Genomic DNA, 23,688 nt, shown 5'->3' on the forward strand with positions numbered 1-23,688 from the left:
TTCTTATCTTACCTCACCTTCGCCGATCAGTGCGAACGGCCCCCACATCGCAGGGTAGGCGTTGCGCGGCGACGAGGTGTCATCGGCAAAAGTTAACATCGCGCGGCGCAAGGCTTCGGCGCGGCCGATCTTTGGTTCGTTCTTGAGCAGCTCGAACGTCGAAATGGTCAGGCGGGTGGCAGCTTCTGAATCCACGGCCCAATGCGAGACCAGGAGCGCGCGCGCACCTGCATAGAAGAACGAGCGCGCCAATCCTGACAGCGCCTCGGCGCCGGGCTTGTCGCCTGCGATGGTGTTGCAGGCAGACAGCACCACCCAATCGGCGTTGAGCTTGAGCTGAGCCACCTCGCTGGCGGTCAGAAGACCGTCGTCGAACTCCGACGGCTGATCGGGAATGGAAAGCGCAAGCGAGGGCTCACCCAATCCCTTGACGTCGCCGGCAACGAGGCCGTGGGTGGCGAAGTAGATGATGCCGTATTGAGCAAGCGCTGCACGCTTGAGCGTCGTTTCGCTGGCATCGCGGCCGAGATGGATGTCCGCGTCAGTGGCGCCGACGTCCCTCGCTACCGCATTCAGCTCGTCGGCGGTATCGGGGAGTTGCGGCAGGGCCTGCGCCAACCGCGCGCGATCGACACCGGCGCCGCGCCAGAAGTCGGTATAGGCAGTTGTCGCGATGCTGCGCGCGGCGACCTTGCCGCGTGCAGCACGACGGTCGGCGGGTCCTTCCAGCGCAGGATTGAAGACGGGGTCGCCGAAGCCGGTCATCGGTTTTGTGCCTTGATCCCTGCGAGCGAAGGCCCGCAGCGATTTCAGGGAGATCACCGACGGCAGCACCGAGACGGCCTGACGCCGGAGCAGCCAGGCGGCATCGCGATAGCCCTCGAGCCGGTCCGGGATCGCTACCTGCGGCGTCTCCGTCACCAGCAGATGAAACGGCAGAGCCGTCAGCGCCGCCGATGGCACCACCAGCAAATTGCGCTTGTCCTTCGTCAACGCCTCGACCGGGCCTAGCAGCGCGACATAGAGCTCGTTCGCGAGCGCAAGATCGAACAGCCCCGATTTGCCGGAGGCATCGCGCGCCTTGCCGACATCCAGCCCCCTGCGGAAGGCCGCCACCTTCCGTGCCATCGCGTCTGCGCCGAGCGAAATCTCCTTCCACTCGGCGCCCTCGCGCGTGATCGCGATGACATAGCTCTGCTTGTCGACGACGGAATAGATCACCATCGCCTCGTCGGCCGCCAGTAGCGGCTGGATATCCTTCACCGCCAGTGGCAGCGGGTTGGAGAGCGAGGCATAGTCGGGAAATTCGACGGCGAGGGTCTTCTGCAGTCCGCTGCGCTCGGTCGCGATCGCCGCAATCCGCGCGCGACTGCGCTGCTCGGCCCCGACGTCTCGCTGGGCCGACTGTTTCGACACCGCGGCGATGATCGCCTTGTCGAGCGCCTCGGCTTCAGTCGCGAGATCCTGATCCCGGCGCACCAGCTCGGCGAGCCGGTCGCTGCCGGCAGCCATCCGCACCGCGAGCTTGTTCACGGCAGAGGCGGCCGAAGATTGCGTGCCGCGCTGAACCGCGCCGAGCGCATCGTCCAGCGCCTTGTCGCTCGCCAGCAGCGCCTGCTGCCGCGCGGCGAACAGAACCGGGAGCACGACGCGCAGCTGCGCGCGGTTGCCGGCAAGCGTCTTCTGCGCGAGCGGCACAGCGTCGGCGGTGCGGCCCGACACCTGAAGGAAATAAGCGAGATTGCTGGTCGAGGTCGCGACATCGGGATGATCGGGTCCGAGCGCACGCTCGCGGATCGACAAGGCGCGGCGATAGAGCGGCTCGGCCGCGGCATGGCGCTGCTGGTGCTCGTAGAGCCCGGCGAGATTGTTCAGCGAACGCGCCACGTCGGGATGATCCGGCCCCAATACCTTTTCACGGATGGCGAGCGATCGCTTGATCGGTGCCTCGGCATCGGCATCGCGGTTGAGGTCGCGATCGACCTGACCGATATTGTTCAGGACGGTGGCGACCGCGGGATGCTCGGGCCCGGCGGCCTTCTGATAGATCGCCAGCGCCCGCTGGAACAGCGGTTCGGCGCCGGCAAAGTGCTCCTGCTTCACGTAGAGCGTGGCAAGGTTGTTCAGAGCCCGGCCGACATCGGGATGGTCGCGCGACAGGCTCTTTTCGCTGACGGCGAGGGCGCGCTTGAACAGCGGCTCGGCTTCGGAGAAGCGGCTCTGCCGCTGATAGAGCGCGGCGAGGTTACTCAGCTCAGGCGCCATCAGGGCGGTGTCGAGACCGAGTGCCTTCTCCATCAGCGCGATGGCGCGCTTGTAGAGCGGCTCGGCGAGGTCATCCCGGCCCTGACCGGCATGGACCTGGCCGAGGTTGTTGAGCGCGGCTGCGAGCTCGCGACCGTTTTCACTCTCCAGGCGCGCGGCCATCGCCTGCGCCAGGGGCAGAGCTTCCGGATACTTGCCCGCACCAATGAGCGCATTGATCCGCGCGCCTTCTGCGGCGAGACCCTTCTGAGCGAGACTAGGCATGGGCAGCGCCGCGATCGCGAGCGCCACACCCGCGACCAGCATCAAACGATGACGCTTCATGACCCCTCTCGCTGCAAGCCATAAGATTCTCACATGGGTCGCAGCGGTGGGCGGCAGCGTTCAAGGCGTTGCGCGCTAGTCCACCTTCGTGCGCGCTTCGCCAGCGAGACGAACCAGCATCTTGCGCAGCGACGTGCCGTCAGTCACCCGCTCCGGAAAATCCAGCCGCAGCGCGGTCTGGCCGTCCTGCATGTCGAGACCCTCCGGATCGCAGCCGGTGCAGCGCCAATCGCCTTCGGCCGCCCCCAGGAGCTTCGTCGCATAGAGGCCCATGGCATCGCGATGGTCGGCATTCATGTGCTCGACTGCCCCCTCCTCCGCCGCCAGCAGATCCTCGGCGCCGGTGAGGTCCGTGAGGAACTGCGCGGGCACGAGGTCAACGATCCGGCCGAAACCGGCGACCAGATGGGTTCCCGTGGGACGGATCCGGAAGAAAGAGAAATCCTTAAAGGAAACAAAGCTTTCCGCTGACGGATGGGCATTGAGATACCGTCGCTGGAGCAAATCCTTCCCGGCATCGTCCTGTTCCGCCCGGCCGGACAGCATGATCCGGGCGCCTTCCAGCGGATCGCCCGCCGCCCGCTCGTCCAGCATCAGCGAGACCCTGCTGTCGGCAAGGATATTGCGGGTATGCACGGCAAGGCCCGAGATCAGCAGGATTGGCGAACCGTCAGGATGGCTGGCCAGATTGACCAGGGAACAATAGGGATCGCCGCTGCCGGCCATCAGGGTTGCCAGTGCCCCCTGTCGCGACCGGCGCAGAAGGGATTTGGCCAGCTTTCCGGGGTCGAAATCAGGGGTCGATTGCATGGGCTTTCTCGGCTCAGGTGGTTGCAAGGGGGGCCTTTTTTCGGGTAAACGGGGGCCCGGTTATGGGTCGACATGCGGCGAATCTGCCGTGTTTCGTGGAACTTGGTCACACTTCAGCCCAGCTTGCATTGCTCGGTGACAAGGTTCGAATGCCGACTTCGGCACCCATGTATGCGGCGCATCAGTGGATTGCTCGCCGTTTCAAGCCACGACCCAAACGGAAAGCAGAAAGCAGAGGCTCATGCCCACAATCGCTTTGGTCGACGACGACCGCAACATTCTCACATCCGTCTCGATCGCGCTGGAAGCCGAAGGCTACCGCATCATGACTTACACCGACGGCGCTTCCGCGCTTGACGGTTTCCGCACCACCCAGCCCGATCTCGCCATCCTCGACATCAAGATGCCGCGCATGGACGGCATGGAGACGCTGCGCCGTCTCAGGCAGAAGTCCGATCTGCCGGTGATCTTCCTGACTTCCAAGGACGAAGAGATCGACGAGCTGTTCGGCCTCAAGATGGGCGCCGACGATTTCATCCGCAAACCGTTCTCGCAGCGCCTTTTGGTCGAGCGCGTCAAGGCGGTGCTGCGCCGCTCGGCGCCGAAGGACCCGACCGTCGCGCCGAAGGAGAACGACGCCAAGGCGCTCGACCGCGGCCTTTTGCGCATGGATCCGGAACGGCATACCTGCACCTGGAAGAACGAGCCGGTGACGCTGACCGTCACTGAATTCCTGATCCTGCAGGCACTCGCGACCCGGCCCGGCGTGGTGAAGAGCCGCAACGCGCTGATGGACGCCGCCTATGACGACCAGGTCTATGTCGACGACCGCACCATCGACAGCCACATCAAGCGGCTGCGCAAGAAGTTCAAGGTGGTCGACAACGAGTTCGAGATGATCGAGACGCTCTACGGCGTCGGCTACCGCTTCAAGGAAGCCTGAGGCGGCAGGCAGCTTCACGAACGACGACGAGCATCGCCGGTTCTGATTCCATCGGGACCGGGATCGCTCTAGGATGCGGGGCCATTCTCAACGAGCCGTCCTAACGCGGGCGTAAGCATTGCTGGACCGAACGCAGCCTGATCCAAACCAGAGCGCCGGGGATGTCGCATCCGACGGCGTTCAGGAGCAATTTGTCGAAGACAAGCCGCGGGGCTGGCGGCCGCTGAACTGGCTGAAGCGCGCCGGGCAGTTCTTCTTCGCGCTGTCCTTCTCCAGCCTGACCCGCCGCATCGTCTCGCTCAACCTTGCCGGCCTCGTCGCGCTGGTCGCGAGCATCCTGTACCTGTCGCAATTCCGCGCCGGCCTGATCGACGCGCGGGCGCAGAGCCTCCTGGTACAGGCCGAGATCATCGCCGGCGCGATCGCGGCCTCCGCCACCGTGCAGACCAACGCCATCACCATCGACCCCGACCGGCTGCTCGACCTCAAGCCGGGCGAGACCTATGGCGGCCCGGACGAATATTCGCCGCTGGACTTTCCGATCAATCCGGAGCGCGTGGCGCCGGTGCTGCGCACGCTGATCTCGCCGACCAAGACGCGCGCCCGCATCTACGATCCGAACGGCAGCCTGCTGGTCGACAGCCGCAACCTCGAAAACGTGCTGCGCTACAATTTGCCGCCGCCGGCCGAAAAACCCGGCATCGTCGAGCGCGGCATGGTCTCGGTGCGCACCTGGCTCAATCGCGGCGACCTGCCGCTCTACCGCGAGCTCGGCCCTGAGAACGGCAACGGCTATGGGGAGGTGGGCGATGCGCTCCAGGGCCAGAAGCGCTCGATGGTGCGGGTCAATGCGCGCGGCGAGGTGATCGTCTCGGTCGCGGTCCCCGTGCTGCGCTCGCGCGCCATCCGCGGCGCCTTGATGCTCTCGACGCAAGGCGACGACATCGATCAGATGGTCACCGCCGAACGCCTCGCCATCCTGAAGGTCGGCGGCGTCGCTGCCGCCGTGATGATCATGCTGTCGCTGCTGCTCGCGAGCACGATCGCCGGGCCCGTGCGCCGGCTTGCCGACAGCGCCGAGCGCGTCCGCCGCCGCATCAAGGCCCGCATCGAGATCCCCGATTTCACCCGCCGCCGCGACGAGATCGGCCATCTCTCGGGCGCGCTGCGCGACATGACCAGCGCGCTCTACAGCCGCATCGAGGCGATCGAGATGTTCGCCGCCGACGTCGCGCATGAATTGAAGAACCCGCTGACCTCGCTGCGCTCGGCGGTCGAGACCTTGCCGCTGGCGCGCAACGAGAACAGCCGCGCGCGCCTGCTCGAGGTGATCGAGCACGACGTCAAGCGGCTCGACCGCCTCATCTCCGACATCTCCGACGCCAGCCGCCTTGATGCCGAATTGCAGCGCCAGGATGCGATCCCGGTCGACCTGCGCCGCCTCCTGACGACGCTGGTGTCCGTCGCCAACGAGACCAAGCTCGGCCACGACGTCGCGGTCGAGACGCGCTTCGAAGGCCGCAGCACGTCCGACACATTCGCCGTGACCGGCCACGATTCACGGCTCGGGCAGGTGGTCTCCAACCTGCTCTCCAACGCACAATCGTTCTCGGAAGCCGGCAGCAGGGTGCGCCTCATTTGCCGCCGCGTCCGCGGAGAAATCGAGGTCGTGGTCGATGACGACGGCCCCGGCATTCGCGACGACGCGCTGGAGCGCATCTTCGAGCGCTTCTACACCGATCGTCCGCATCAGGGCTTTGGCCAGAACTCCGGCCTCGGACTGTCGATCTCCAAGCAGATCATCGACGCGCATGGCGGACGCATCTGGGCCGAGAACCGCGCAGGCCCGCCGGATGACGAGGGCGTGCCGACAGTCTCGGGCGCGCGCTTCGTCGTGAGGCTGCCGGCGCTATGAGCGAAGGCGGGCCCAGCGTTCACGCCTCCGCGGTCAAGGTCGGGCAGCTGGCGGTGCTGATCCGCGGGCCCTCGGGCTCCGGCAAGTCGCGCCTTGCCTTTGATTTGATCATGGCGGGACGGGCGGGCGTGGTCGAAAGGGCCGTTCTGGTCGGGGATGACCGTGTCCATCTGGCGACAGTCGGCGATGAAATTGAGGTCCGCCCCGCTGCGGTATTGGGCGGCCTGATCGAGATCCGGGGCCTGGGGATCCGCCGCTGCGACTTCGTGGAGCATGCGACCGTCGGTCTCGTGGTCGATCTGGACGCCGCCGACGCGGAGCGCATGCCTGCGACGGAATCGCTCAAAACCAGCATTTCTGGTGTCGAAATACCGCGAATACCGGTCGGGCCCGGTTATTCACCCCTCCCTTTGGTTGTTGCGGCCTTGACCACTACCAAGAGTTCATCTTCGGTTAAACCTTCAGGCGATTGTTTGAAGGGAAATGGTAACCATATGAACCCCACTATCGCGACCGAATAGACCGGCGCAGCTCCCCTCATCCATCCGTCTAGATTCAGGGAGATACGCAACATCCCCTCTTGCGCAGGGGCTCTGGATGGTCAAAGTGGCGCGTTCGTGCGGTGCACCAAAAGCGCCCGCGAGGAGTTTTCCGATGATTGGTCTAGTACTTGTGACCCACGGGCGCCTTGCCGACGAATTCAAGGCAGCGCTTGAACATGTCATGGGCCCACAAAAGCAAATCGAAGCGATCACGATCGGTGCCGAAGATGACTCCGATCTCTGCAGAAGCGACATCATCGAGGCGGTTAACCGCGTCGATTCCGGCGACGGCGTTGCGATCCTCACCGACATGTTCGGCGGCACACCGTCGAACCTTGCAATATCCTGCATGAGCCGGCCCAAGGTCGAGGTGCTCGCGGGCATCAACCTTCCCATGCTGGTGAAGCTCGCCAAGGTGCGCGAAGAGCGTCCGCTGCCCGACGCGATCGCGATGGCCCAGGAAGCCGGCCGCAAATACGTCACCATCGCCAGCCGGGTGCTCGCCGGCAAATGAGCGAGGAGGCGCCACAAGCGGGGACAGGCGTGCCCGCGGGCGCGATTTCCAAGGATCTCCTGATCATCAACAAGCGCGGCCTGCATGCGCGCGCCTCGGCAAAATTCGTCCAGGCGGTCGAGCGCTTCGACGCGCAAGTGTGGGTGACGCGCGGCGGCGAGACCGTCGGCGGCACCTCGATCATGGGCCTGATGATGCTCGCGGCGGGGCCGGGCACGACGATCACCGTCGCGGCGGCCGGCGCGGAAGCGGAAGCCGCGCTCGCGGCGATCACCGAACTCGTTGAAAGCAAGTTCAACGAGGAAGGGGTTTAGGCGGCTCTGGCCACGCGCCCGGTGCCGTAGGGTGGGCAAAGGCGCTCTTGCGCCGTGCCCACCAATTTCCAACAATCATGAGACGTGGTGGGCACGCTTCGCTTTGCCCACCCTGCGGCACCTTCGCTACTTCCCCGGCGGCGCGATGTAGACGTTCCAGCTCATCGCCGGGCCGGCCTTGCCGTGGGTGAAGCGGCGCGTCGTCATCACCATGCGCTCGGCGTTCGGCGCGGTTTCGGACACCCATTTCTCGAATTTCGGCAGGCGTTCGTCGGTGGCATCGAACACGCCGATGAAGCCGTAATTCTTGACGTCGTCGAGCGAGGTCAGCCCGGAGGCCCAGGCTTCGTTCGGCGTGAACGGGCTCGGATGATCGGGGCTGTAGAACACCATCGGCTGGATCGTCTCCATCGTCCCCGCAACGACCGCCCAGCGCGAGGCGAAGCGCGCGTGCCAGGCCCGGGTCAATTCGCGCGCGAGATCCGAGCGCGCGCCATAGGTCGCGGTGTTGCCGGCATTGGCCGCCATCTCGCGCGCGGCAATCCAGGGCGAGGCTATGAGCGTCGCGGCACTGAGCACGAACCAGATCGCGGCGATGTTGAACAGGCTCGCGCTCTGCACGCGCAGTGCAGGGATCGCGACCAGCGCCAGGGGCACCAGGAAGAACAGCGAGATGCCCCAATCGGTCTTCATGTAGATGCTGAAGACCAGCGCGCCGAGCGGCGGGCCGAACGCGACGATGATCTGGATCATCCATACGTTCAGCGCCTGCGAAAAATTGACGCCCGAATTGGCGCCGCGCGCCCAGGCGCGCGTGACGATGCGCAATGGCGCGCGCAGCAGCAACTTGAGCCAAGGCGGCACCAGCGCCATCGCGAGCCCGGCCAGTGCCACCGGCAATGCCAGCAGCCCCAGATTATGCAGCGCGTAGCCGGCGACGAGCTGATGCACCTGGCCCGCGTCCTGCAGGCTGTAGGTGTCGCCGGCATAGGTCAGCGGCACGAAATGCGCATCCGCCAGCCAAACGATGTGCGGGATCATCGCCAGCACCATCGTCACGATCGCCACCCATGGTGCCGGCGACGACAGGAAGCGCAGCCGCTCCGGATGGATCAGTGCGGCAAGGCCGATGGCGCCGATCATGGTCAGCACCCAATATTTGGTCATCAGCGCCAGCGCGCCGGCGAGCCCAAGCAAGATTCCGGATAGCCAACTCCGCTTCTCGAATGCGTTGAGATAAGCGAGCGCGAGCAGCGGCAAGGTGACGAGCTGGAGCAGGTCCGGGTTGTACTTGAAACCCTTGAAATTGAAGATCGGGTAGAGCGCGACCATCACCACGACCAGGAACGCGCGCCGCGCATCCACGACGCGCAAGCTCAGCAGCCAGCAGATCACCATGCCGACGCCGACGGTCGCCATCGCCAGCGCATAAGTCGCCCAGTCCGCCGGCGGGAACACTGTGAACCAGAGGCCGGCGACCCAGCCCGACAGCGGCGGATGCTTGCCGTAGCCCCAAAGGAATTTCTGGCCCCAGCCATATGCTTCTGCGACGTCCATGTGAACGTCCTGCGCCGCCTTGAGATTGATCAGGATGAAGGTCCAGAGCACCGCATGCAGGATGGCGAGCTGGATCACCAGCCACAATCTCGCCTCAGGGCGGATTGCGCAGGCAACCAGCCAGGCCCGGACGCGGTTAAAGCTGAGGCGGGCCTTCGTGCGCGCCCTATGGTTGGGAAGAGACGTGGTCGACATGGGGCTTGCGTAGCGCGTTTCGCCCCGCCGTGGAATCAGCTTGGCGTGAACAAAGACCCTGAAAATACAGCAATATGGTTGCCGCACGGGGATGTGAGTGGTATCCCGCGCCCATGACGACCGTCCCCATTTCCAACATCCGCAATTTCTCCATCGTCGCCCATATCGACCATGGCAAATCGACGCTGGCCGATCGCCTGATCCAGATGACCGGCGGCCTCTCCGACCGCGAAATGGCGGGCAAGGAGCAGGTGCTCGATTCCATGGACATCGAGCGCGAGCGCGGCATCACCATCAAGGCGCAGACCGTGCGCCTCGCCTATCGCGCCAAGGACGGCAAGGATTACATCTTCAACCTGATGGACACGCCCGGCCATGTCGACTTCGCCTACGAAGTCTCACGGTCGCTGGCGGCCTGCGAAGGTTCCCTGCTGGTGGTCGACGCCAGCCAGGGCGTCGAAGCGCAGACACTCGCCAACGTCTACCAGGCGCTCGACAACAATCACGAGATCGTCCCGGTCCTGAACAAGGTCGACCTTCCCGCCGCCGAGCCCGAGAAGATCAAGCAGCAGATCGAGGACGTCATCGGCATCGATGCTTCCGATGCCGTGATGATCTCGGCCAAGACCGGCCTCGGCGTGCCCGACGTGCTGGAAGCCATCGTCACCCGCCTGCCGCCGCCGAAGGGCGACCGCAATGCGACCTTGAAGGCGCTGCTGGTCGACAGCTGGTACGACGTCTATCTCGGCGTCGTCGTTCTCATTCGCGTCGTCGACGGCGTCATGAAGAAGGGCAGCCGCGTGCGCATGATGGGCACGGGCGCGGCCTATGACGTCGAGCGCGTCGGCTTCTTCACGCCGAAGATGACACAGGTCGACGAGCTCGGCCCCGGCGAGATCGGCTTCATCACCGCCGCGATCAAGGAAGTCGCCGACACCCGCGTCGGCGACACCATCACCGACGACAGGAAGCCGGTCACCGAAATGCTGCCGGGCTTCAAGCCCGCCATCCCCGTGGTGTTCTGCGGCCTGTTCCCGGTCGACGCCGACGATTTCGAAACGCTGCGCGGCGCCATGGGCAAGCTGCGCCTCAACGACGCCAGCTTCTCGTTCGAGATGGAGACTTCGGCCGCGCTCGGCTTCGGCTTCCGCTGCGGCTTCCTCGGACTTCTGCACCTCGAGATCATCCAGGAGCGGCTGTCGCGCGAGTTCGATCTCAATTTGATCGCGACCGCGCCGAGCGTCATCTACAAGATGAAGCTCACTGACGGCCAGGAGATCGAGATCCACAATCCCGTCGACATGCCGGACGTGGTCAAGATCGCCGAGATCGACGAGCCCTGGATCGAGGCCACGATCATGACGCCCGACGAATATCTCGGCAGCGTCCTGAAGCTCTGCCAGGACCGGCGCGGCGCGCAGAAGGAGCTCACTTACGTCGGCTCCCGCGCCATGGTGAAATACGACCTTCCGCTCAACGAGGTGGTGTTCGATTTCTACGACCGCCTCAAGTCGGTCTCCAAGGGCTACGCCTCGTTCGACTATCATCTCACCGACTATAAGCCGGCCGACCTCGTCAAGATGCAGATCCTGGTCAATGCCGAGCCGGTCGATGCGCTCTCGATGCTGGTCCACCGCACCCGCGCGGAAGGGCGCGGCCGTGCCATGGTCGAGAAGATGAAGGAGCTGATCCCGCCGCACATGTTCCAGATCCCGATCCAGGCCGCGATCGGCGGCAAGGTGATCGCGCGCGAGACGGTCCGCGCGCTGCGCAAGGACGTCACCGCAAAATGCTACGGCGGCGACATCACGCGTAAGCGCAAGCTTCTGGAGAAGCAGAAGGAAGGCAAGAAGAAGATGCGGCAGTTCGGCAAGGTCGACATCCCGCAGGAAGCCTTCATTGCCGCGCTGAAGGTGGATAGCTGAGGCGGGGCGGGCCGGCCCGGTCTCCCTTGCCGGCCAACAAAAAACTGCGAAAACAACCCCATGCACAGTAGCCGCCCCACTGGCGGCATTGCCATTTTTTGATTTTACGAAATCAATTTACTCCGTCGGGCAAAACAGGGGCAGGATGTTATCGTGACCGGCAGGCCATGGCAGCTGCCACCACCCGCGGCGGGATTGGCGGCATCTTTAATGCGGCGGCAATGTGCGCTATATTGTCAGGTAAATTCAGCTGCCGCCGCCGAAAGACCTGGTCATGGCCGACATTACGGTACATCTCGACGATGAGCTTTACGACAAGGCCTCGCGCGTTGCCCGACTGGACAATGTGAGCGTGAAGGAACTCGTCGAGGAGGTCATGCGCCGCCATCTGGACTACGTCGAGGTGGTGCAGGATTTTTCCAAGATGCCGCCGTTATCGCTTGAGAACTATGAGCTTCATCGCGATGCCGACGAAAGCGATGAAGACTACGCATTCAGGCGCTCGCTTTTTCAGTGAGGCCTGAATGGCTCCGCCTTTCCGACGCGGCGATATGGTTTGGTGTTACTTTCCCTTTGCTGAAACACCCGACATACCCGCACGGACACGACACGCCGCCATCATCATCGGCACTTTTTCTGCCGTCGAGGCCTCCAGGTTAGCTGGACACCAGACGCCGGCATACGGCGCAGCGGTCGCAGTTTACACCTCGTCTCAAGTCAGGAAATTTGGCGACAATCTTCCGGGCGGAGTTATCCAGGTCCCCTTGGACCGAGCACGCCAGAACAAGAACAATTCCGCGTTCTTCATCGATACCCGCGTCCGAGCATATCTTCCGATCCATAAGGACTACTTTCCCGATCTGGATGCACCCGACCATGGCTTGATCACATCCATAGATCCTGGATTGTTCAGGCGCATCATGCAGGAGTTTGCACGTGTCAATGAGCGTGCTCGAGAGCAGATTGTAGCAGTCGGGCCGCTCCGGCCGCGCTGACGGCATCGATGATCAAGCCCGTATAAGCTACAGCCTTGCCCTCTCCCGGCAGATAGGCCACCATCCACCGCGCGCGCCATCAACAAAACCAAAAGCGCCGAGGAAACGCATGAGCAAGCCATCGAGCTTCGACTATGGCTGGGTCGTGGTCGCCGCGGGTGCGCTGATGACCTGCGTCGGGTTCGGCACGATGCTGTCGCTTGCGGTGTTTTTGCAGCCGATCTCGGAGGCGATGGGCTGGTCGCGCGCCGGCGTGTCGGCGGCGGCGACGCTGGATTTTCTCTGCATGGGCGTGGCCGCTTTCTTGTGGGGCACGCTGTCGGACCGGTTCGGCACCCGCATCGTGGTACTTTTAGGAAGTCTCTTGCTGGGGCTCGGCCTCGTCACCGCGAGCCAGGCAACGAGCCTGTGGCAATTCCAGCTCTGCTTCGGCGTGCTGATCGGCATTGCCGCCGGCAGCTTCTATGCGCCGATGATGGCGCTTGCGAGCGCGTGGATCGAGAAGAACCGCAGCCTCGCGGTGGCGCTGGTGTCGGCCGGCATGGGCGTGTCGCCGGTGACGATCGCGCCGACCGCGAGCTGGCTGATCACGGCCTATGACTGGCGCACCGCGATGCTGGTGATCGGCTGTGCGGCCTGGGCGCTGCTGATCCCCGCCTGCTTCCTGGTGCGTCCGGCGCCGGCAACCTCGGGCTCCGCAACGACGGACGCGGCGCCGGAGGTGGAGCTAACCGCGGCGCAGGCGCTGCGCACGCCGCAATTCATCGCGCTCGCGGCCGCACATTTCGCCTGCTGCGCGGCGCATTCCGGCCCGATCTTCCACATGGTGTCCTATGCGATGGTCTGTGGCATCGCCCCGCTCACGGCAGTGACGGTCTACAGCGTCGCCGGCGTCTCCGGCCTTGGCGGGCGCCTGCTGCTCGGCGCACTCGCCGATCGCATGGGCGCAAAGCCGGTGCTGGTCGGCGGCCTCCTCGTGCAGGCGATGTGCATCGCGACTTATCTTGCGGTCGCGCAGCTTGGCGAATTCTATGCGCTCTCGATCGTGTTCGGTCTCGCCTATGGCGGGGTGATGCCGCTCTATGCGGTGCTGGTCCGCGAGTTCTTCGGCGCACGCATCATGGGCACGGTGTTCGGCGCGGTCTCGGCCTTCGCCAGCCTCGGCATGGCGCTCGGGCCATGGGCCGGCGGGCTCGTGTTCGACAATTTCCAGCGCTACACGTGGCTGCACGCCGGCTCCTTCGCGATCGGGCTCGCGGCCGTCGCGGTGGCGCTGAGCTTTCCGACCAGACGCAGGCAACCGCTCGACCTCGGTCGCGCCGCGGCTTGAGCTGCTGCAACTGCTCAGACCGCTCGAACTTGGGCAAGCCGCTTGATCGCGAACGCGTCGTCCCAGCAGACGGCGGCTTCCCATGCGGCCGACGCTTGCGCGGCGATGTCGTGCGCGCCGCCATCGAGACCGGCGGCGTTGTGGGGCAGCACCAGGTCGAGATCGGGGACGTCAACATGCGACTCGTCCCAGTCGATCAGCCCGACCCGATCTGCGGTCATGCGGATGTTGCGCGGGTTGGGGTCGCCGTGGACGACGCAGGTCTGACGTCCGACGAGCCGCGCCCACGCGGCTCGGCATCGAGCAACGCCCTCAGGCGGCATTGCGCCGAGGTTGATCCTCGTCCCAGTCTCGGTGTGCAGGAGGTCAGTCGACGACCGCCAGCCCGGACGCTGCGGCCACCCCGCCGTCAACCGATGCAGCCGGCGGAGCATGTCGGCCACGCGACGCCAGTCGGCCTCCGTCTCTGGCGGTCCGCCCTCCACGTATGTCATCACCACCAGACCGTCCGCGAACAGCCGGCCGTCTGTCGTCGGGATCGGCACCGGCACGGTCAGACCTCCACGGTTGAGATGTTTGAGGAGCTCGGTCTCCCACCCGAGATCAGCATCGCTCCTCGCACCGAGACGAGCGACCGCTAGGTGCCCTTGAACGCGCACGCTCCACACGTCGTTGGCGACCCCGCCTGCCAGTGGCTCGACGCGAGCCACGTCTTCACCCCACTGCCCGAGTGCCTCCCATCTCATTGGGGACATCAGGGGTACTCCTCGTCGAGTTGGCTGACAAAAGACATTTGGCGAATGTCACCTATTGGCCCTTAAATGTCACCTATTGGCCCCAAGGCCGACCTTCACTGCGCTGTCGCCTTCAATCAGACTATTGGCGGTCATCGAACTCGGGGCCGCTCAATGCTTAGAAGTTTTTTTGGGGCGGCGATACTCTGCGCTCTGGCTTCCCGTGCGTGGTCGGCGTCGGGGTCATCCGTGCCGTTCGTATAGAGGTGGTCGGTATCGGAGCGAAGCGGACATGCGGACGATTTAATGAGTACGCATCCTAGGCGGGGTTCGTGTTTCGGCCTAATATTTCGTCGTGCCGCTCACGAGCCCTATCAAACCTTATGATCCGACTTGGCCGCAGCAATATGCGGCGGAAGAAGCGCGGCTGAAGCCCGTCTTCGGGTCCGAACTGATCGGCATTCATCACGTTGGCAGCACCGCTGTGCCTGAATTGGCCGCGAAGGCCGAAATCGACGTGCTTGCCGTGGTCCGGTCAGACGGCAGGCTCGAAGATTGGAGCCGATCATTGGCGAGCTTCGGCTATCGTCGTGGCGGCGACCTTTCCTCAGGTCACCATTTCTTCAAGCGCGACGTCGGCAGCCTGCGCACGCACAAGCTTCACGTGTGCCTCGAGGGTCATGGACAGATTGCGCGGATGCTGAAATTTCGAGATCATCTGCGTGAGCATGCTGGAGATCGCTTGAAGTATCAGGACTTGAAGCTGAGACTCGAGCGCGAGAATAGCTCGGGCATCCGGCAGTACCTGATCGACAAGGATCCGTTCATCCAGGACATTCTGGCCAAAGTTGATGGATCGCCCGCCTCTCGGTGAACTGCATCAGGTCGATGATTGTCCTCGAACGCGCCGCCGACACTCTTCCCGGACGTGGCATCTGTCCCCTCGGACGGCGTCGCGTGAACATGCTACCATTTGCAGCAGAAGCCCATTGCGGGGCTAAGCTGCAGGCGTCGTTTCGCGAGGCGGTGGAGTGATCCATGGACTGCACGATCCGGCTCGCGCGCGAGGATGACGCCGCGGACATCAGCGCCGTCATCCTGCGGGCGCTGCGCGAGACAAATGCGAAGGATTATGCGGACGAGATCATCGCTCGGATCGAGCGCAGCTTCGGTCCGCACGCGGTGCGGGAACTGCTCGGGAAACGCATCGTATTCGTTGCCGCCGTTGGCGACCGTGTCGTCGGAACAGCGAGCCTCGACGGAAGCGTCGTCCGGACGGTCTTCGTGGCCCCCGATGTTCAGACGAAGGGAATCGGCAAGCTGCTGATGGCCGAGATCGAGCACACAGCGCGCGGGCGGAACATCCCCGCATTGACCGTGCCCTCGTCGGTCACCGCTGAGGCGTTCTACACGAAGCTCGGATTCAATGCCGTGCGCGACAGCTATCATGGCGACGAGCGCACGATCATCATGGAGCGACGGCTCGCTGAATAGTGATCTTGATCCTCTCCGCCAAATAGACCACCATCGCTCGCCTCACCGCTCACGGCAGAATGGGCGAGGGAACGCGACATGAATGCAGCTCCCGGGGTTGGCCTGGTCGAACGTGCCCGCGCACTCGCGCCATTGATCGCGCGCGAGGCTGACGAGATCGAGCGGACGCGGCGGCTCACGCCTGCTGTCGTCAATGCGCTGATCGACAGCGGTCTCTATCGCGCGCTGCTGCCGCAAAGCCTCGGCGGTGCGGAGGCCCCGCCGGAAGCCTTCATGCAGATGCTGGAGGAGATCGCGAAGGCGGATGCCTCGACCGCCTGGTGTCTCGGCCAGTGCAGCGTCTGCGCGATGATCGCGGCCTCGCTCGACCACGATACTGCCCAGGAGATCTTCAACACGCCGCCGGGCATTCTCGCCTGGGGCGCGATCGCGCACGAGGCGCGGGCCGTCGAGGGCGGCTATCGCGTCACCGCGCGCTGGGATTTTGCCTCGGGCTCACGGCAGGCGAGCTGGCTGGGCGCGCATGTGCGCATCGTCAACGGCGATGGCACGCCGCGCAAGAACGCCGACGGCTCGCCGGAGGTGCGCACCATCCTGTTTCCGGTCGCGAGCGCGACGTTGCACGACGTCTGGCAGGCGATCGGGCTCGCCGGCACCGGCACGGATTCGTATGAAGTGAGCGACCTCTTCATTCCCGAGCGCTTCGCGGCATTTCGTGACGTGCCGTCGGCGCTGCGCGAAAAAGGCCCGCTCTACAAGATCGGCACCGGCGTGGCCTTCAGCCTCGGCTTTGCCGCAGTCTCGCTGGGCGTGGCGCGCGCCACGCTGGATGCCGCGATCGCGCTGGCGCGTGGAAAGCACCAATCGCTCGCCGCCAGCGCGATGCGCGACAATGGGGCGGTCCAGGGACTGATCGGTCACACCGAGGGCGACTTACGCGCCGCGCGCGCGGGGAGTCTAACGCCGAGTGATTTGGGAGCAAGTTGATCGGGCACACGCGCGCTCAACCTCTCCTTGCCACCAGCGCGGCGTCATCGCCGTCTACGCCTTGCGCGCGCCGGGCAGCCGTCCTCGCCAGCCCATGCCGATGATGACGGCAATCATCAAGAGGAAGGCAACGGCCGTGGTGAAGTCGACGATGCGGTCGCCTCCCGAGCACATGTCACGATTGAGGCACGCGCGGGACAACAGGCCGCCCCGAAGCAGGGCCGCGAGCACGCCGAAATAGAACAGGATGCTGAGCACGAGATAGACCGTTGTCACGAGCGCGCGCCGCCATCGCGACGGCATCGCCGGGTCGTCCTCGCTTCGTTCGGTCACGAATTGCCCCGGATGGGCCTTGGCCGGATTGCGTATCTGCACGGTGGAATGGGTCAGGAGATCGTGAACGGCCTGGTTGCGTCGGGTGGCGGTCATGGCCAGGAAGGAGTACCAGCCCAGCACGCTCTTGATGGCGAAGCGAGCCAACGCCTTTGCGAAGCTCAGATTTCCGCCGCGGTCATCGACCACGCGCAGATTGGTCCAGAAGTGCCCGAGCGTGCCGCCGGTGCGCCAGACCAGCATCGGCTCGTAAAACAGCAGAATCACCACGACCGACACGCCGAGGGTTCGGGCCAGGGTGTCGCTCTGCGCGTTGCTCGCCACCGCCAGGGCGCCGAACAGCAGGGCCATCGCCAGCATCCAGTCGAGCAGGATGGCTTTGAGCCGCCGCGAAAAGCGCGCGTAGCGCGGTCCGGGGAGCGATAGAGGAGCCGCGTCGGAGATCATGGGAGGAAGTCGCATCCGTTCATGAGATCCACCTATGAGACGCCGGCAGGTGGTTCACAGTTCGACCATACCAGACTGCGGCATTACGCCACCAGCACGGCATCCTCATCACCGTCGATGCCGCGCTGCGCGGCCAAGAGGCTGATGATCTCGGCATTCGGCCTGGCCTTGCTGAACAGAAAGCCCTGGCCCTCGTCGCAGCCTTCGGTGCGCAGGCAGCTGAGCTCGGCTTCGGTCTCGACGCCTTCGGCGGTGATGGTGACGCCCAGGCCTTTGCCGAGGCTGACGATGGATCGGATGATCGCCTGGGCCTCGCGGTTGGCGCCGAGATCACGCACGAAGGACTGATCGATCTTGATCTTGTCGAAGGGGAAGCTGCGTAAGTAACTGAGGCTGGAATAGCCGGTGCCGAAATCGTCCATGGAAATGCGGACCCCCAGCCCGCGCAGCGCGTGCAGGGTCGCCAGCACTTCTGCGCTCTTCTCGAGCAGCAGCGTTTCGGTGATCTCGAGCTCGAGCCGGCGCGGCGGCAGGCCGGAATGCTTCAAGGCGTCGGTGACGATCGAGAGCAGATTGCCGCTGCGGAACTGGAGCGGCGACAGGTTGACGGCGACGCGGACGTCGTCCGGCCAGGCCGCGGCATCCAGACACGCCCGGCGCAGCATCAAGCCGCCGAGCGGGTTGATCAGGCCGGTATCCTCGGCGACCGGAATGAACTCGGCCGGCGAGACCGTGCCGCGCTCGCCATGCGGCCAGCGCACCAGCGCCTCGAAGCCGGTGATGCGGCCGCTCTGGAGGTCGATCAGCGGCTGATAATAGGGACGCAGCACGTCGTTCTGAATGGCGTCGCGCAGCTCGACCTCGATCTTGCGGCGGCTCTGCGCTTTCGCGTCCAGCGCGGCCTCGAAGAAGGCGAAGCTGCCGCGCGCATCCTGCTTGGCGCGCGACAGCGCCATGCCGGCGCTCTTGAGCAGCTTTTCGGACTCATCGCCATCACCCGGCGCCATTGCGATGCCGATCGAGGCGCCGATCACCACGGAATGACCGTTGAGCAGATAGGGATCGGCGATGGCCTCCAGCAGGCGCTTGGCCAGAAGCACCGCGTCTTCGGGCCGCGTCAGCCCGCTCTGCAGGATAGCGAATTCGTCGGAATTGAGCCGCGCCAGCGCGTCTTCCTCGCGCAAGGTGGAACGCAGGCGTTTGGCGACACCACGCAGCAGCTTGTCGCCGACCGCATGCCCCAGCGTGTCGTTGACCGCCTTGAAACTGTCCAGCCCGAGGATCAGCAGCGCGACCTTGTCGGTGCTGCGCCGCGTGTGCAGCAGCATCTCGTCCATCTGCTGGCGCAAGAGATTGCGATTGGGCAGGCCGGTCAGCCCGTCGTGCTGGGCCATGAAGGCGAGCCGCGCTTCGGCGCGCTTGCGCTCGGTGATGTCCATCAGCGCGAGCAGCACCGCGGGACGCTCGGCATAGGTCAGTTCGCGCGAATAGATCGCAAGGTCGATCAGCGCGCCGTCGGCCTTGACGTGCTTCCAGGTGCGTCCGGCCTGCTCCTCGCCGGTGGGATCAGCGGTCCAGGGCGGCTCGCTGTCGAACGCCTGCAAGGAGCGGATCTTCAATTGCTCGAACTCGGCGCGGCTGTAGCCGTAATGCGCAACCGCGGCGTCGTTGACGCCGAGGATGCGCTCGTCGTCCAGCGCGCAGACGATCATGGGCACGGGATTGCCGTCGAACAGCAGGCGGAACGAGGCCTCGCGCTGCTTCAATTCGGTGATGTCGACGCGCAGGCCGACGACGCCGCCGTCGTCGGTCAGCCGCTCGTCGATCAGGATGACGCGGCCGTCCGACAGCTTCTGCTCGTGGCGGGCGGCGGGTCGATAGAGCTTTTGCAGCCGCTCGGCGATCCACTCGTCTTCATGGCCGAGGGCTTCGGGATAATCACCGCGCGCGACGCCGATGCGCAGCGTGTCTTCGAGCCGCGCGCCTTCTTCGAACAGATCGGCGGACTTGCTGTAGATCTCGGCGTATTTCTTGTTCCAGAGCACGTAACGGCCGTCGGCATCGAGAAACACGATGCCCTGCGGCAGGATGTCGATGGCCTGGCGCAGGCGCTCATGGGATTTGCGCGCCTCCGCGATCGCAGCTTCCACCTCGGCGCGGCTGCGCAGGACTTCGTCGCGTTCGGAGATGGCACGCGGCGTGCGCGCGAAACGCGGCTTGCGCGCCTGCTGGCCGGCGCGGGCAAGCACGCTTTGCTTTCGTCTTTTTGTTCTTCGAGACCCCAAACTCAACTTTACTCGTCCCAGTCGCGCGCCCAGCGGCCGCAAGTTTTGGGGCAAGTGTCTGAAAAAAAAGTAATCTTGGCCGGCCGCGGTCCGCGCGAGGCAGAGCTTGCTGCCTGTTTGCGCGGCGCGGCTGCGGCGGCAGGCGCCGTCAAACTGAGTCCTGCGCCGCAATCGATGTTCGATCTGGCGCAAAATTGCGCGCGCGCTTGAATCGGTTCCGAAATTGTGCGCGATTGCATGCGATCTGCGGATTTTCCTCACGCCGCGCACGAATTTTGGTCAATCTGGGATACGGTTATTGCACCGTTAAGAAACGGTAGCTCGAGACGCAATTTGGGCGAGCTCATACGTGGTGAACTGTGGTCGGTTCGAGGGCGTCATTGTTAACGCTGATCCAGCATTGGGCTATAACGTCGTCAGCATGAGTCGCCGCTGCATCACCCTCGTCCTGCTTTCGCTTGCACTCCTGACCGCCGGCGGCGCGCTGGCCCAGGACAAGGGCAGCGTCACCCCGAAGGCGCTGCCGCCGCTTGCCAATCCCAACGACCCCGATCTCGCCGCCAAGGAGCTGTTCGCGCGAAAGCTGCTGCCGTCGAAGGGGCCGGCCCATGCCATCGGCTCCTATACCAAGGGCTGCATCGGCGGGGCGGACCAGATGCCGATCAACGGCGACCATTGGCAGGTGATGCGGCTGTCACGCAACCGCAGCTATGGCCACCCCGAGATGATCGAAATGATCAAGCGGCTCGCAGCCAGGGCGCACAAGGACGCGGGATGGCCGGGCATCCTGGTCGGCGACATCGCCCAGCCGCGCGGCGGCCCGGCGCTGTCAGGCCATGCCAGCCACCAGATCGGCCTCGATGCCGACATCTGGCTGACGCCGATGCCGGACCGCCGCCTCTCGCGCGAGGAGCGCGAAGACATGTCGGCGGTGATGATGGTGCGCCCCGACCGGCTCGACATCGATCCAAGAGTGTTCACGCCTGGCCACGTGCTGGTGCTGCGCGATGCGGCGCGGGAGCCGGCGGTGCAGCGCATCTTCGTCAATGCGGCGATCAAGAAGGCGCTGTGCCGCGAGGCCAAGGGCGACCGCGCCTGGCTGTCTAAAATCCGCCCCTGGTGGGGCCACGACTATCACTTCCACATCCGCATGCGCTGCCCGGCGGGCGCCGGCGAATGCGAGGGCCAGCCGTCGCAGACCGAGGACGAAGGCTGCAAGCCGGCCGATCTCGCCTATTGGTTCTCCGACGCCGTGCTGCACCCCAAGCCGCCGCCGGAGCCGCCCAAGCCGAAGCCGCCGATGACGCTGGCGCAGATGCCGGCGGCCTGCAAGGCGGTGCTGCATGCGGCGGATGCGAAGCCGTAGCGTTGTAGGCACATTTGACCTCGCGGCCCGGCCTGCTATCTTGGCAGCGATATCCCTGCCGGCCGTAAGCCGCAGCCGGGCCCCGTGGAACAGCGCTTCCGCCCGTCGCGACCTGTCTCGCCAACGCCAGATCTGCGCGTCTTTCAGCGCGCGTGAGCTCGCACGGAGCGCTCCTCATGATTCGTTTTGCCGGACTTGTCGCCGCCTTCGTCGTCCTCGCGGGCGCGAGCCTTTCGCCTGCGAGCGCCGAGGACAAGACCATCACCGTGTTTGCCGCGGCGTCGATGAAGAACGCGCTCGACGAGGTCGACGCGGCCTACACCGCCAAGACCGGCGTCAAGTTCTCGGTCAGCTATGCCGCAAGCTCGGTGCTGGCGAGGCAAATCGAGCAGGGCGCACCAGTCGACGTGTTCGTCTCGGCCGACACCGACTGGATGGACTATGCGATCGCCAAGAAGACCATCAACGAGCCTTCCAGGGTCAATCTGCTCGGCAACGGCATCGTGCTGATCGCGCCGAAGGATTCCAAGATCGACAACGTCACCGTCGCGCAAGGCTTCGACCTCGCAAAGCTCGCCGGCGACGGCAAGATCGCGACCGGCGACGTCAGGTCGGTACCAGCGGGCAAATATGCCAAGGCCGCGCTGACGAGCCTTGGGGCCTGGCAGGCGTCCGAGCCGAAACTCGCCATGGCCGAGAGCGTGCGTGCGGCGCTGACGCTGGTGGCGCGCGGCGAGGCCAATCTCGGCATCGTCTATGCCACCGACGCCAAGGTCGAGCCCGGCGTCAAGATCGTCGGCACCTTCCCGGCGGATTCGCATCCCGCGATCGTCTATCCGGTTGCGGCGACTACCAATGCGAAGGCTGGGACCAACGATTATCTCTCTTTCCTGCGCTCCTCGGTCGCCAAGTCTATTTTTGAAAAATACGGCTTCAGGTTCCTGATCAGCCCCACGACGTGATATCTGCGGCTTGATGTCCGAGATTTCTCCCGCCGAATGGACCGCGATCCTGCTCTCGCTCAGGGTCGCGATCATCGCAACGCTGGTGGCGACGCCATTCGGCATCGCGCTGGCGTGGCTGCTGGCGCGGCGGGATTTCTGGGGCAAGTCGCTGCTCGACGCAATCGTGCATCTGCCGTTGGTGCTGCCGCCTGTCGTCACTGGCTATCTGCTGTTGTTGACGTTCGGCCGCCGCGGCCTGGTCGGCGGCTTCCTTGCCGACCATCTCGGCATCGTGTTCTCGTTCCGCTGGACCGGCGCGGCGCTCGCCTGCGGCGTGATGGCGTTTCCGCTGCTGGTGCGGCCGATGCGGCTGTCGATCGAGGCGATCGACCGCCGGCTCGAGCAGGCCGCCGAGACGTTAGGGGCCGCGCCCTGGAAAGTGTTCTTCACGGTGACGCTGCCGCTGGCGCTGCCCGGCGTGCTCGCCGGCATGGTGCTCGGCTTTGCCAAGGCGATCGGCGAGTTCGGCGCCACCATCACCTTCGTCTCCAACATTCCCGGCGAGACCCAGACGATTTCCTCCGCGATCTATTCGCTGATCCAGACGCCCGACGGCGATGCCGCCGCGGGCCGGCTGGTGATCGTCTCGATCGTGCTGGCGCTCGGCGCCCTGATCGCGGCCGAATGGTTCGCCCGCCGCGCCACCGCGCGGCTGCACGGGAACTGATCATGCTGCGGGTCGACATCGAAAAGCAGCTCGGCGAGTTCTCGCTGTCCGCGACCTTCACCGGAGAAGGCCGCGTCATCGGCCTGTTCGGCGCCTCTGGTGCCGGCAAGACGTCGCTGGTCAACATGATCGCAGGGCTGCTGCGGCCCGACCGTGGCACCATCGTGATCGACGGCGAAACTGTCGACGACACCGCCGCCGGCATCCATGTTCCGACCTGGCGCCGCCGTATCGGCTATGTTTTCCAGGACGCGCGGCTGTTCCCGCATCTCGACGTCGCGCAGAATCTCGACTACGGCCGGCGGATGAACGGCCTCTCGCCGGATCCTGCCCAGCACAAGCGCATCATCGACCTGCTCGATATCGGCGCCCTGCAAGGTCGCCGCCCCGGAAAGCTCTCCGGCGGCGAGCGGCAGCGCGTCGCGCTCGGTCGCGCGCTGCTGTCGAAACCACGCCTCCTGCTGCTCGACGAGCCGCTCGGCGCGCTCGATGAGGGCCGCAAGCTCGAGATCCTGCCCTATCTGGTGCGGCTGCGCGACGAGGCCAACGTGCCGATGGTCTATGTCAGCCACGACGCCGCCGAGCTACGCCAGCTCGCGACGCAGATCGTGATGCTGAAGCAGGGCCGCGTGACGAGTTTTGGCGGGGTGAAGGTGCTGGCGTAGCAACTCCGTCGTCGCCCTTGCGACGGCTTTCGTAGGGTGGGCAAAGCGACTTGTCCGCCGTAGCTCGGAGAGCGAAG

The 23,688-nt window shown here is 64.9% G+C and carries 21 protein-coding genes and 1 pseudogene; 16 read left to right on the forward strand and 6 right to left on the reverse strand.

The features are described from left to right. Positions 1-3: 3 nt before the first annotated feature. Positions 4-2,589, reverse strand: coding sequence for a CHAT domain-containing tetratricopeptide repeat protein (locus IVA79_RS02675; RefSeq protein ID WP_247550227.1), 2,586 nt, complete (start codon positions 2,587-2,589; stop codon positions 4-6). A 75-nt stretch (positions 2,590-2,664) separates the two neighbouring features. Then, positions 2,665-3,399 carry a DUF2470 domain-containing protein gene (locus IVA79_RS02680; RefSeq protein ID WP_247550228.1) on the reverse strand — a complete coding sequence of 245 codons (735 nt, stop codon included), beginning with the start codon at positions 3,397-3,399 and terminating at the stop codon, positions 2,665-2,667. Positions 3,400-3,640: 241 nt separating this feature from the next. On the opposite strand from IVA79_RS02680, the gene IVA79_RS02685 reads away from it, so the two are divergent. The 5 genes from IVA79_RS02685 to IVA79_RS02705 all read left to right on the forward strand — a co-directional run bounded on the left by IVA79_RS02685 (position 3,641) and on the right by IVA79_RS02705 (position 7,627). Then, the gene (locus tag IVA79_RS02685; RefSeq protein ID WP_008542552.1) at positions 3,641-4,342 is read left to right on the forward strand and encodes a response regulator transcription factor; all 702 of its coding nucleotides are present in this window, start codon (positions 3,641-3,643) and stop codon (positions 4,340-4,342) included. Between the two features lie 118 nt (positions 4,343-4,460). Further along, positions 4,461-6,257 (forward strand): sensor histidine kinase, encoded by a 1,797-nt coding sequence (locus IVA79_RS02690; RefSeq protein ID WP_247550229.1) that lies wholly within the window; start codon positions 4,461-4,463, stop codon positions 6,255-6,257. Continuing rightward, positions 6,254-6,778 carry an HPr kinase/phosphatase C-terminal domain-containing protein gene (locus tag IVA79_RS02695; protein ID WP_247550230.1) on the forward strand — a complete coding sequence of 175 codons (525 nt, stop codon included), beginning with the start codon at positions 6,254-6,256 and terminating at the stop codon, positions 6,776-6,778. The genes IVA79_RS02690 and IVA79_RS02695 overlap by 4 nt, the downstream gene beginning before the upstream one ends. A 133-nt stretch (positions 6,779-6,911) precedes the next feature. Beyond that, the gene (locus IVA79_RS02700; protein WP_007597752.1) at positions 6,912-7,313 is read left to right on the forward strand and encodes a PTS sugar transporter subunit IIA; all 402 of its coding nucleotides are present in this window, start codon (positions 6,912-6,914) and stop codon (positions 7,311-7,313) included. Further along, positions 7,310-7,627, forward strand: a complete 318-nt coding sequence (locus IVA79_RS02705) for an HPr family phosphocarrier protein (RefSeq protein ID WP_247550231.1) — start codon at positions 7,310-7,312, stop codon at positions 7,625-7,627. Before IVA79_RS02700 ends, IVA79_RS02705 begins: the two co-directional genes overlap by 4 nt. Positions 7,628-7,753: 126 nt before the next feature. On the opposite strand, the gene IVA79_RS02710 is transcribed toward IVA79_RS02705, so the two are convergent. After that, entirely contained in the window at positions 7,754-9,379 is a 1,626-nt protein-coding gene (locus tag IVA79_RS02710) for a glycosyltransferase family 39 protein (protein ID WP_247550232.1), read from the reverse strand. 113 nt (positions 9,380-9,492) lie between these two features. Here IVA79_RS02710 and lepA point away from each other — a divergent pair, with 113 nt between their 5' ends. The 4 genes from lepA (at position 9,493) to IVA79_RS02730 (ending at position 13,629) form a co-directional block, all read left to right on the forward strand. Continuing rightward, positions 9,493-11,304, forward strand: coding sequence for a translation elongation factor 4 (gene lepA, locus IVA79_RS02715; RefSeq protein WP_247550233.1), 1,812 nt, complete (start codon positions 9,493-9,495; stop codon positions 11,302-11,304). Positions 11,305-11,578: 274 nt separating this feature from the next. After that, entirely contained in the window at positions 11,579-11,821 is a 243-nt protein-coding gene (locus IVA79_RS02720; protein ID WP_247550234.1) for a hypothetical protein, read from the forward strand. Positions 11,822-11,828: 7 nt separating this feature from the next. Continuing rightward, the gene (locus tag IVA79_RS02725; protein WP_247550235.1) at positions 11,829-12,299 is read left to right on the forward strand and encodes a hypothetical protein; all 471 of its coding nucleotides are present in this window, start codon (positions 11,829-11,831) and stop codon (positions 12,297-12,299) included. Positions 12,300-12,408: 109 nt separating this feature from the next. Beyond that, complete coding sequence (locus tag IVA79_RS02730) at positions 12,409-13,629, forward strand: MFS transporter (RefSeq protein WP_247550236.1); 1,221 nt, start codon at positions 12,409-12,411, stop codon at positions 13,627-13,629. A gap of 14 nt (positions 13,630-13,643) precedes the next feature. Here the strand turns inward: IVA79_RS02730 and IVA79_RS02735 are convergent, their stop codons facing one another. Continuing rightward, positions 13,644-14,375: a phosphotransferase gene (locus tag IVA79_RS02735; RefSeq protein WP_247550552.1), complete on the reverse strand. Its 732-nt coding sequence runs from the start codon at positions 14,373-14,375 to the stop codon at positions 13,644-13,646. Positions 14,376-14,718: 343 nt separating this feature from the next. On the opposite strand from IVA79_RS02735, the gene IVA79_RS02740 reads away from it, so the two are divergent. The 3 genes and pseudogenes from IVA79_RS02740 to IVA79_RS02750 form a co-directional block, all read left to right on the forward strand. After that, on the forward strand, positions 14,719-15,237 hold the full coding sequence (locus IVA79_RS02740) for a GrpB family protein (protein WP_247550237.1): 519 nt from the start codon (positions 14,719-14,721) through the stop codon (positions 15,235-15,237). 164 nt (positions 15,238-15,401) lie between these two features. Next, positions 15,402-15,857, forward strand: coding sequence for a GNAT family N-acetyltransferase (locus tag IVA79_RS02745; RefSeq protein WP_247550238.1), 456 nt, complete (start codon positions 15,402-15,404; stop codon positions 15,855-15,857). Between the two features lie 78 nt (positions 15,858-15,935). Beyond that, a pseudogene (locus IVA79_RS02750) lies at positions 15,936-16,808 on the forward strand (acyl-CoA dehydrogenase family protein); the annotation flags it as partial. A gap of 90 nt (positions 16,809-16,898) precedes the next feature. Here the strand turns inward: IVA79_RS02750 and IVA79_RS02755 are convergent. Beyond that, the gene (locus IVA79_RS02755; RefSeq protein WP_346658138.1) at positions 16,899-17,639 is read right to left on the reverse strand and encodes an RDD family protein; all 741 of its coding nucleotides are present in this window, start codon (positions 17,637-17,639) and stop codon (positions 16,899-16,901) included. A 68-nt stretch (positions 17,640-17,707) separates the two neighbouring features. Beyond that, positions 17,708-19,873 carry an EAL domain-containing protein gene (locus IVA79_RS02760; protein WP_247550240.1) on the reverse strand — a complete coding sequence of 722 codons (2,166 nt, stop codon included), beginning with the start codon at positions 19,871-19,873 and terminating at the stop codon, positions 17,708-17,710. 457 nt (positions 19,874-20,330) lie between these two features. Between IVA79_RS02760 and mepA the strand changes: the two genes are divergently transcribed. The 4 genes from mepA (at position 20,331) to modC (ending at position 23,611) form a co-directional block, all read left to right on the forward strand. After that, positions 20,331-21,275 (forward strand): penicillin-insensitive murein endopeptidase, encoded by a 945-nt coding sequence (gene mepA / locus IVA79_RS02765; protein ID WP_247550241.1) that lies wholly within the window; start codon positions 20,331-20,333, stop codon positions 21,273-21,275. Positions 21,276-21,451: 176 nt separating this feature from the next. Next, positions 21,452-22,237, forward strand: coding sequence for a molybdate ABC transporter substrate-binding protein (gene modA, locus IVA79_RS02770; RefSeq protein WP_247550242.1), 786 nt, complete (start codon positions 21,452-21,454; stop codon positions 22,235-22,237). Between the two features lie 13 nt (positions 22,238-22,250). Beyond that, the gene (modB, locus tag IVA79_RS02775) at positions 22,251-22,946 is read left to right on the forward strand and encodes a molybdate ABC transporter permease subunit (RefSeq protein ID WP_247550243.1); all 696 of its coding nucleotides are present in this window, start codon (positions 22,251-22,253) and stop codon (positions 22,944-22,946) included. Between the two features lie 2 nt (positions 22,947-22,948). Further along, positions 22,949-23,611: a molybdenum ABC transporter ATP-binding protein gene (modC, locus tag IVA79_RS02780; protein WP_247550244.1), complete on the forward strand. Its 663-nt coding sequence runs from the start codon at positions 22,949-22,951 to the stop codon at positions 23,609-23,611. Positions 23,612-23,688 lie beyond the last annotated feature (77 nt).

Source organism: Bradyrhizobium sp. 138, assembly GCF_023074075.1.
Classification (GTDB): domain Bacteria; phylum Pseudomonadota; class Alphaproteobacteria; order Rhizobiales; family Xanthobacteraceae; genus Bradyrhizobium.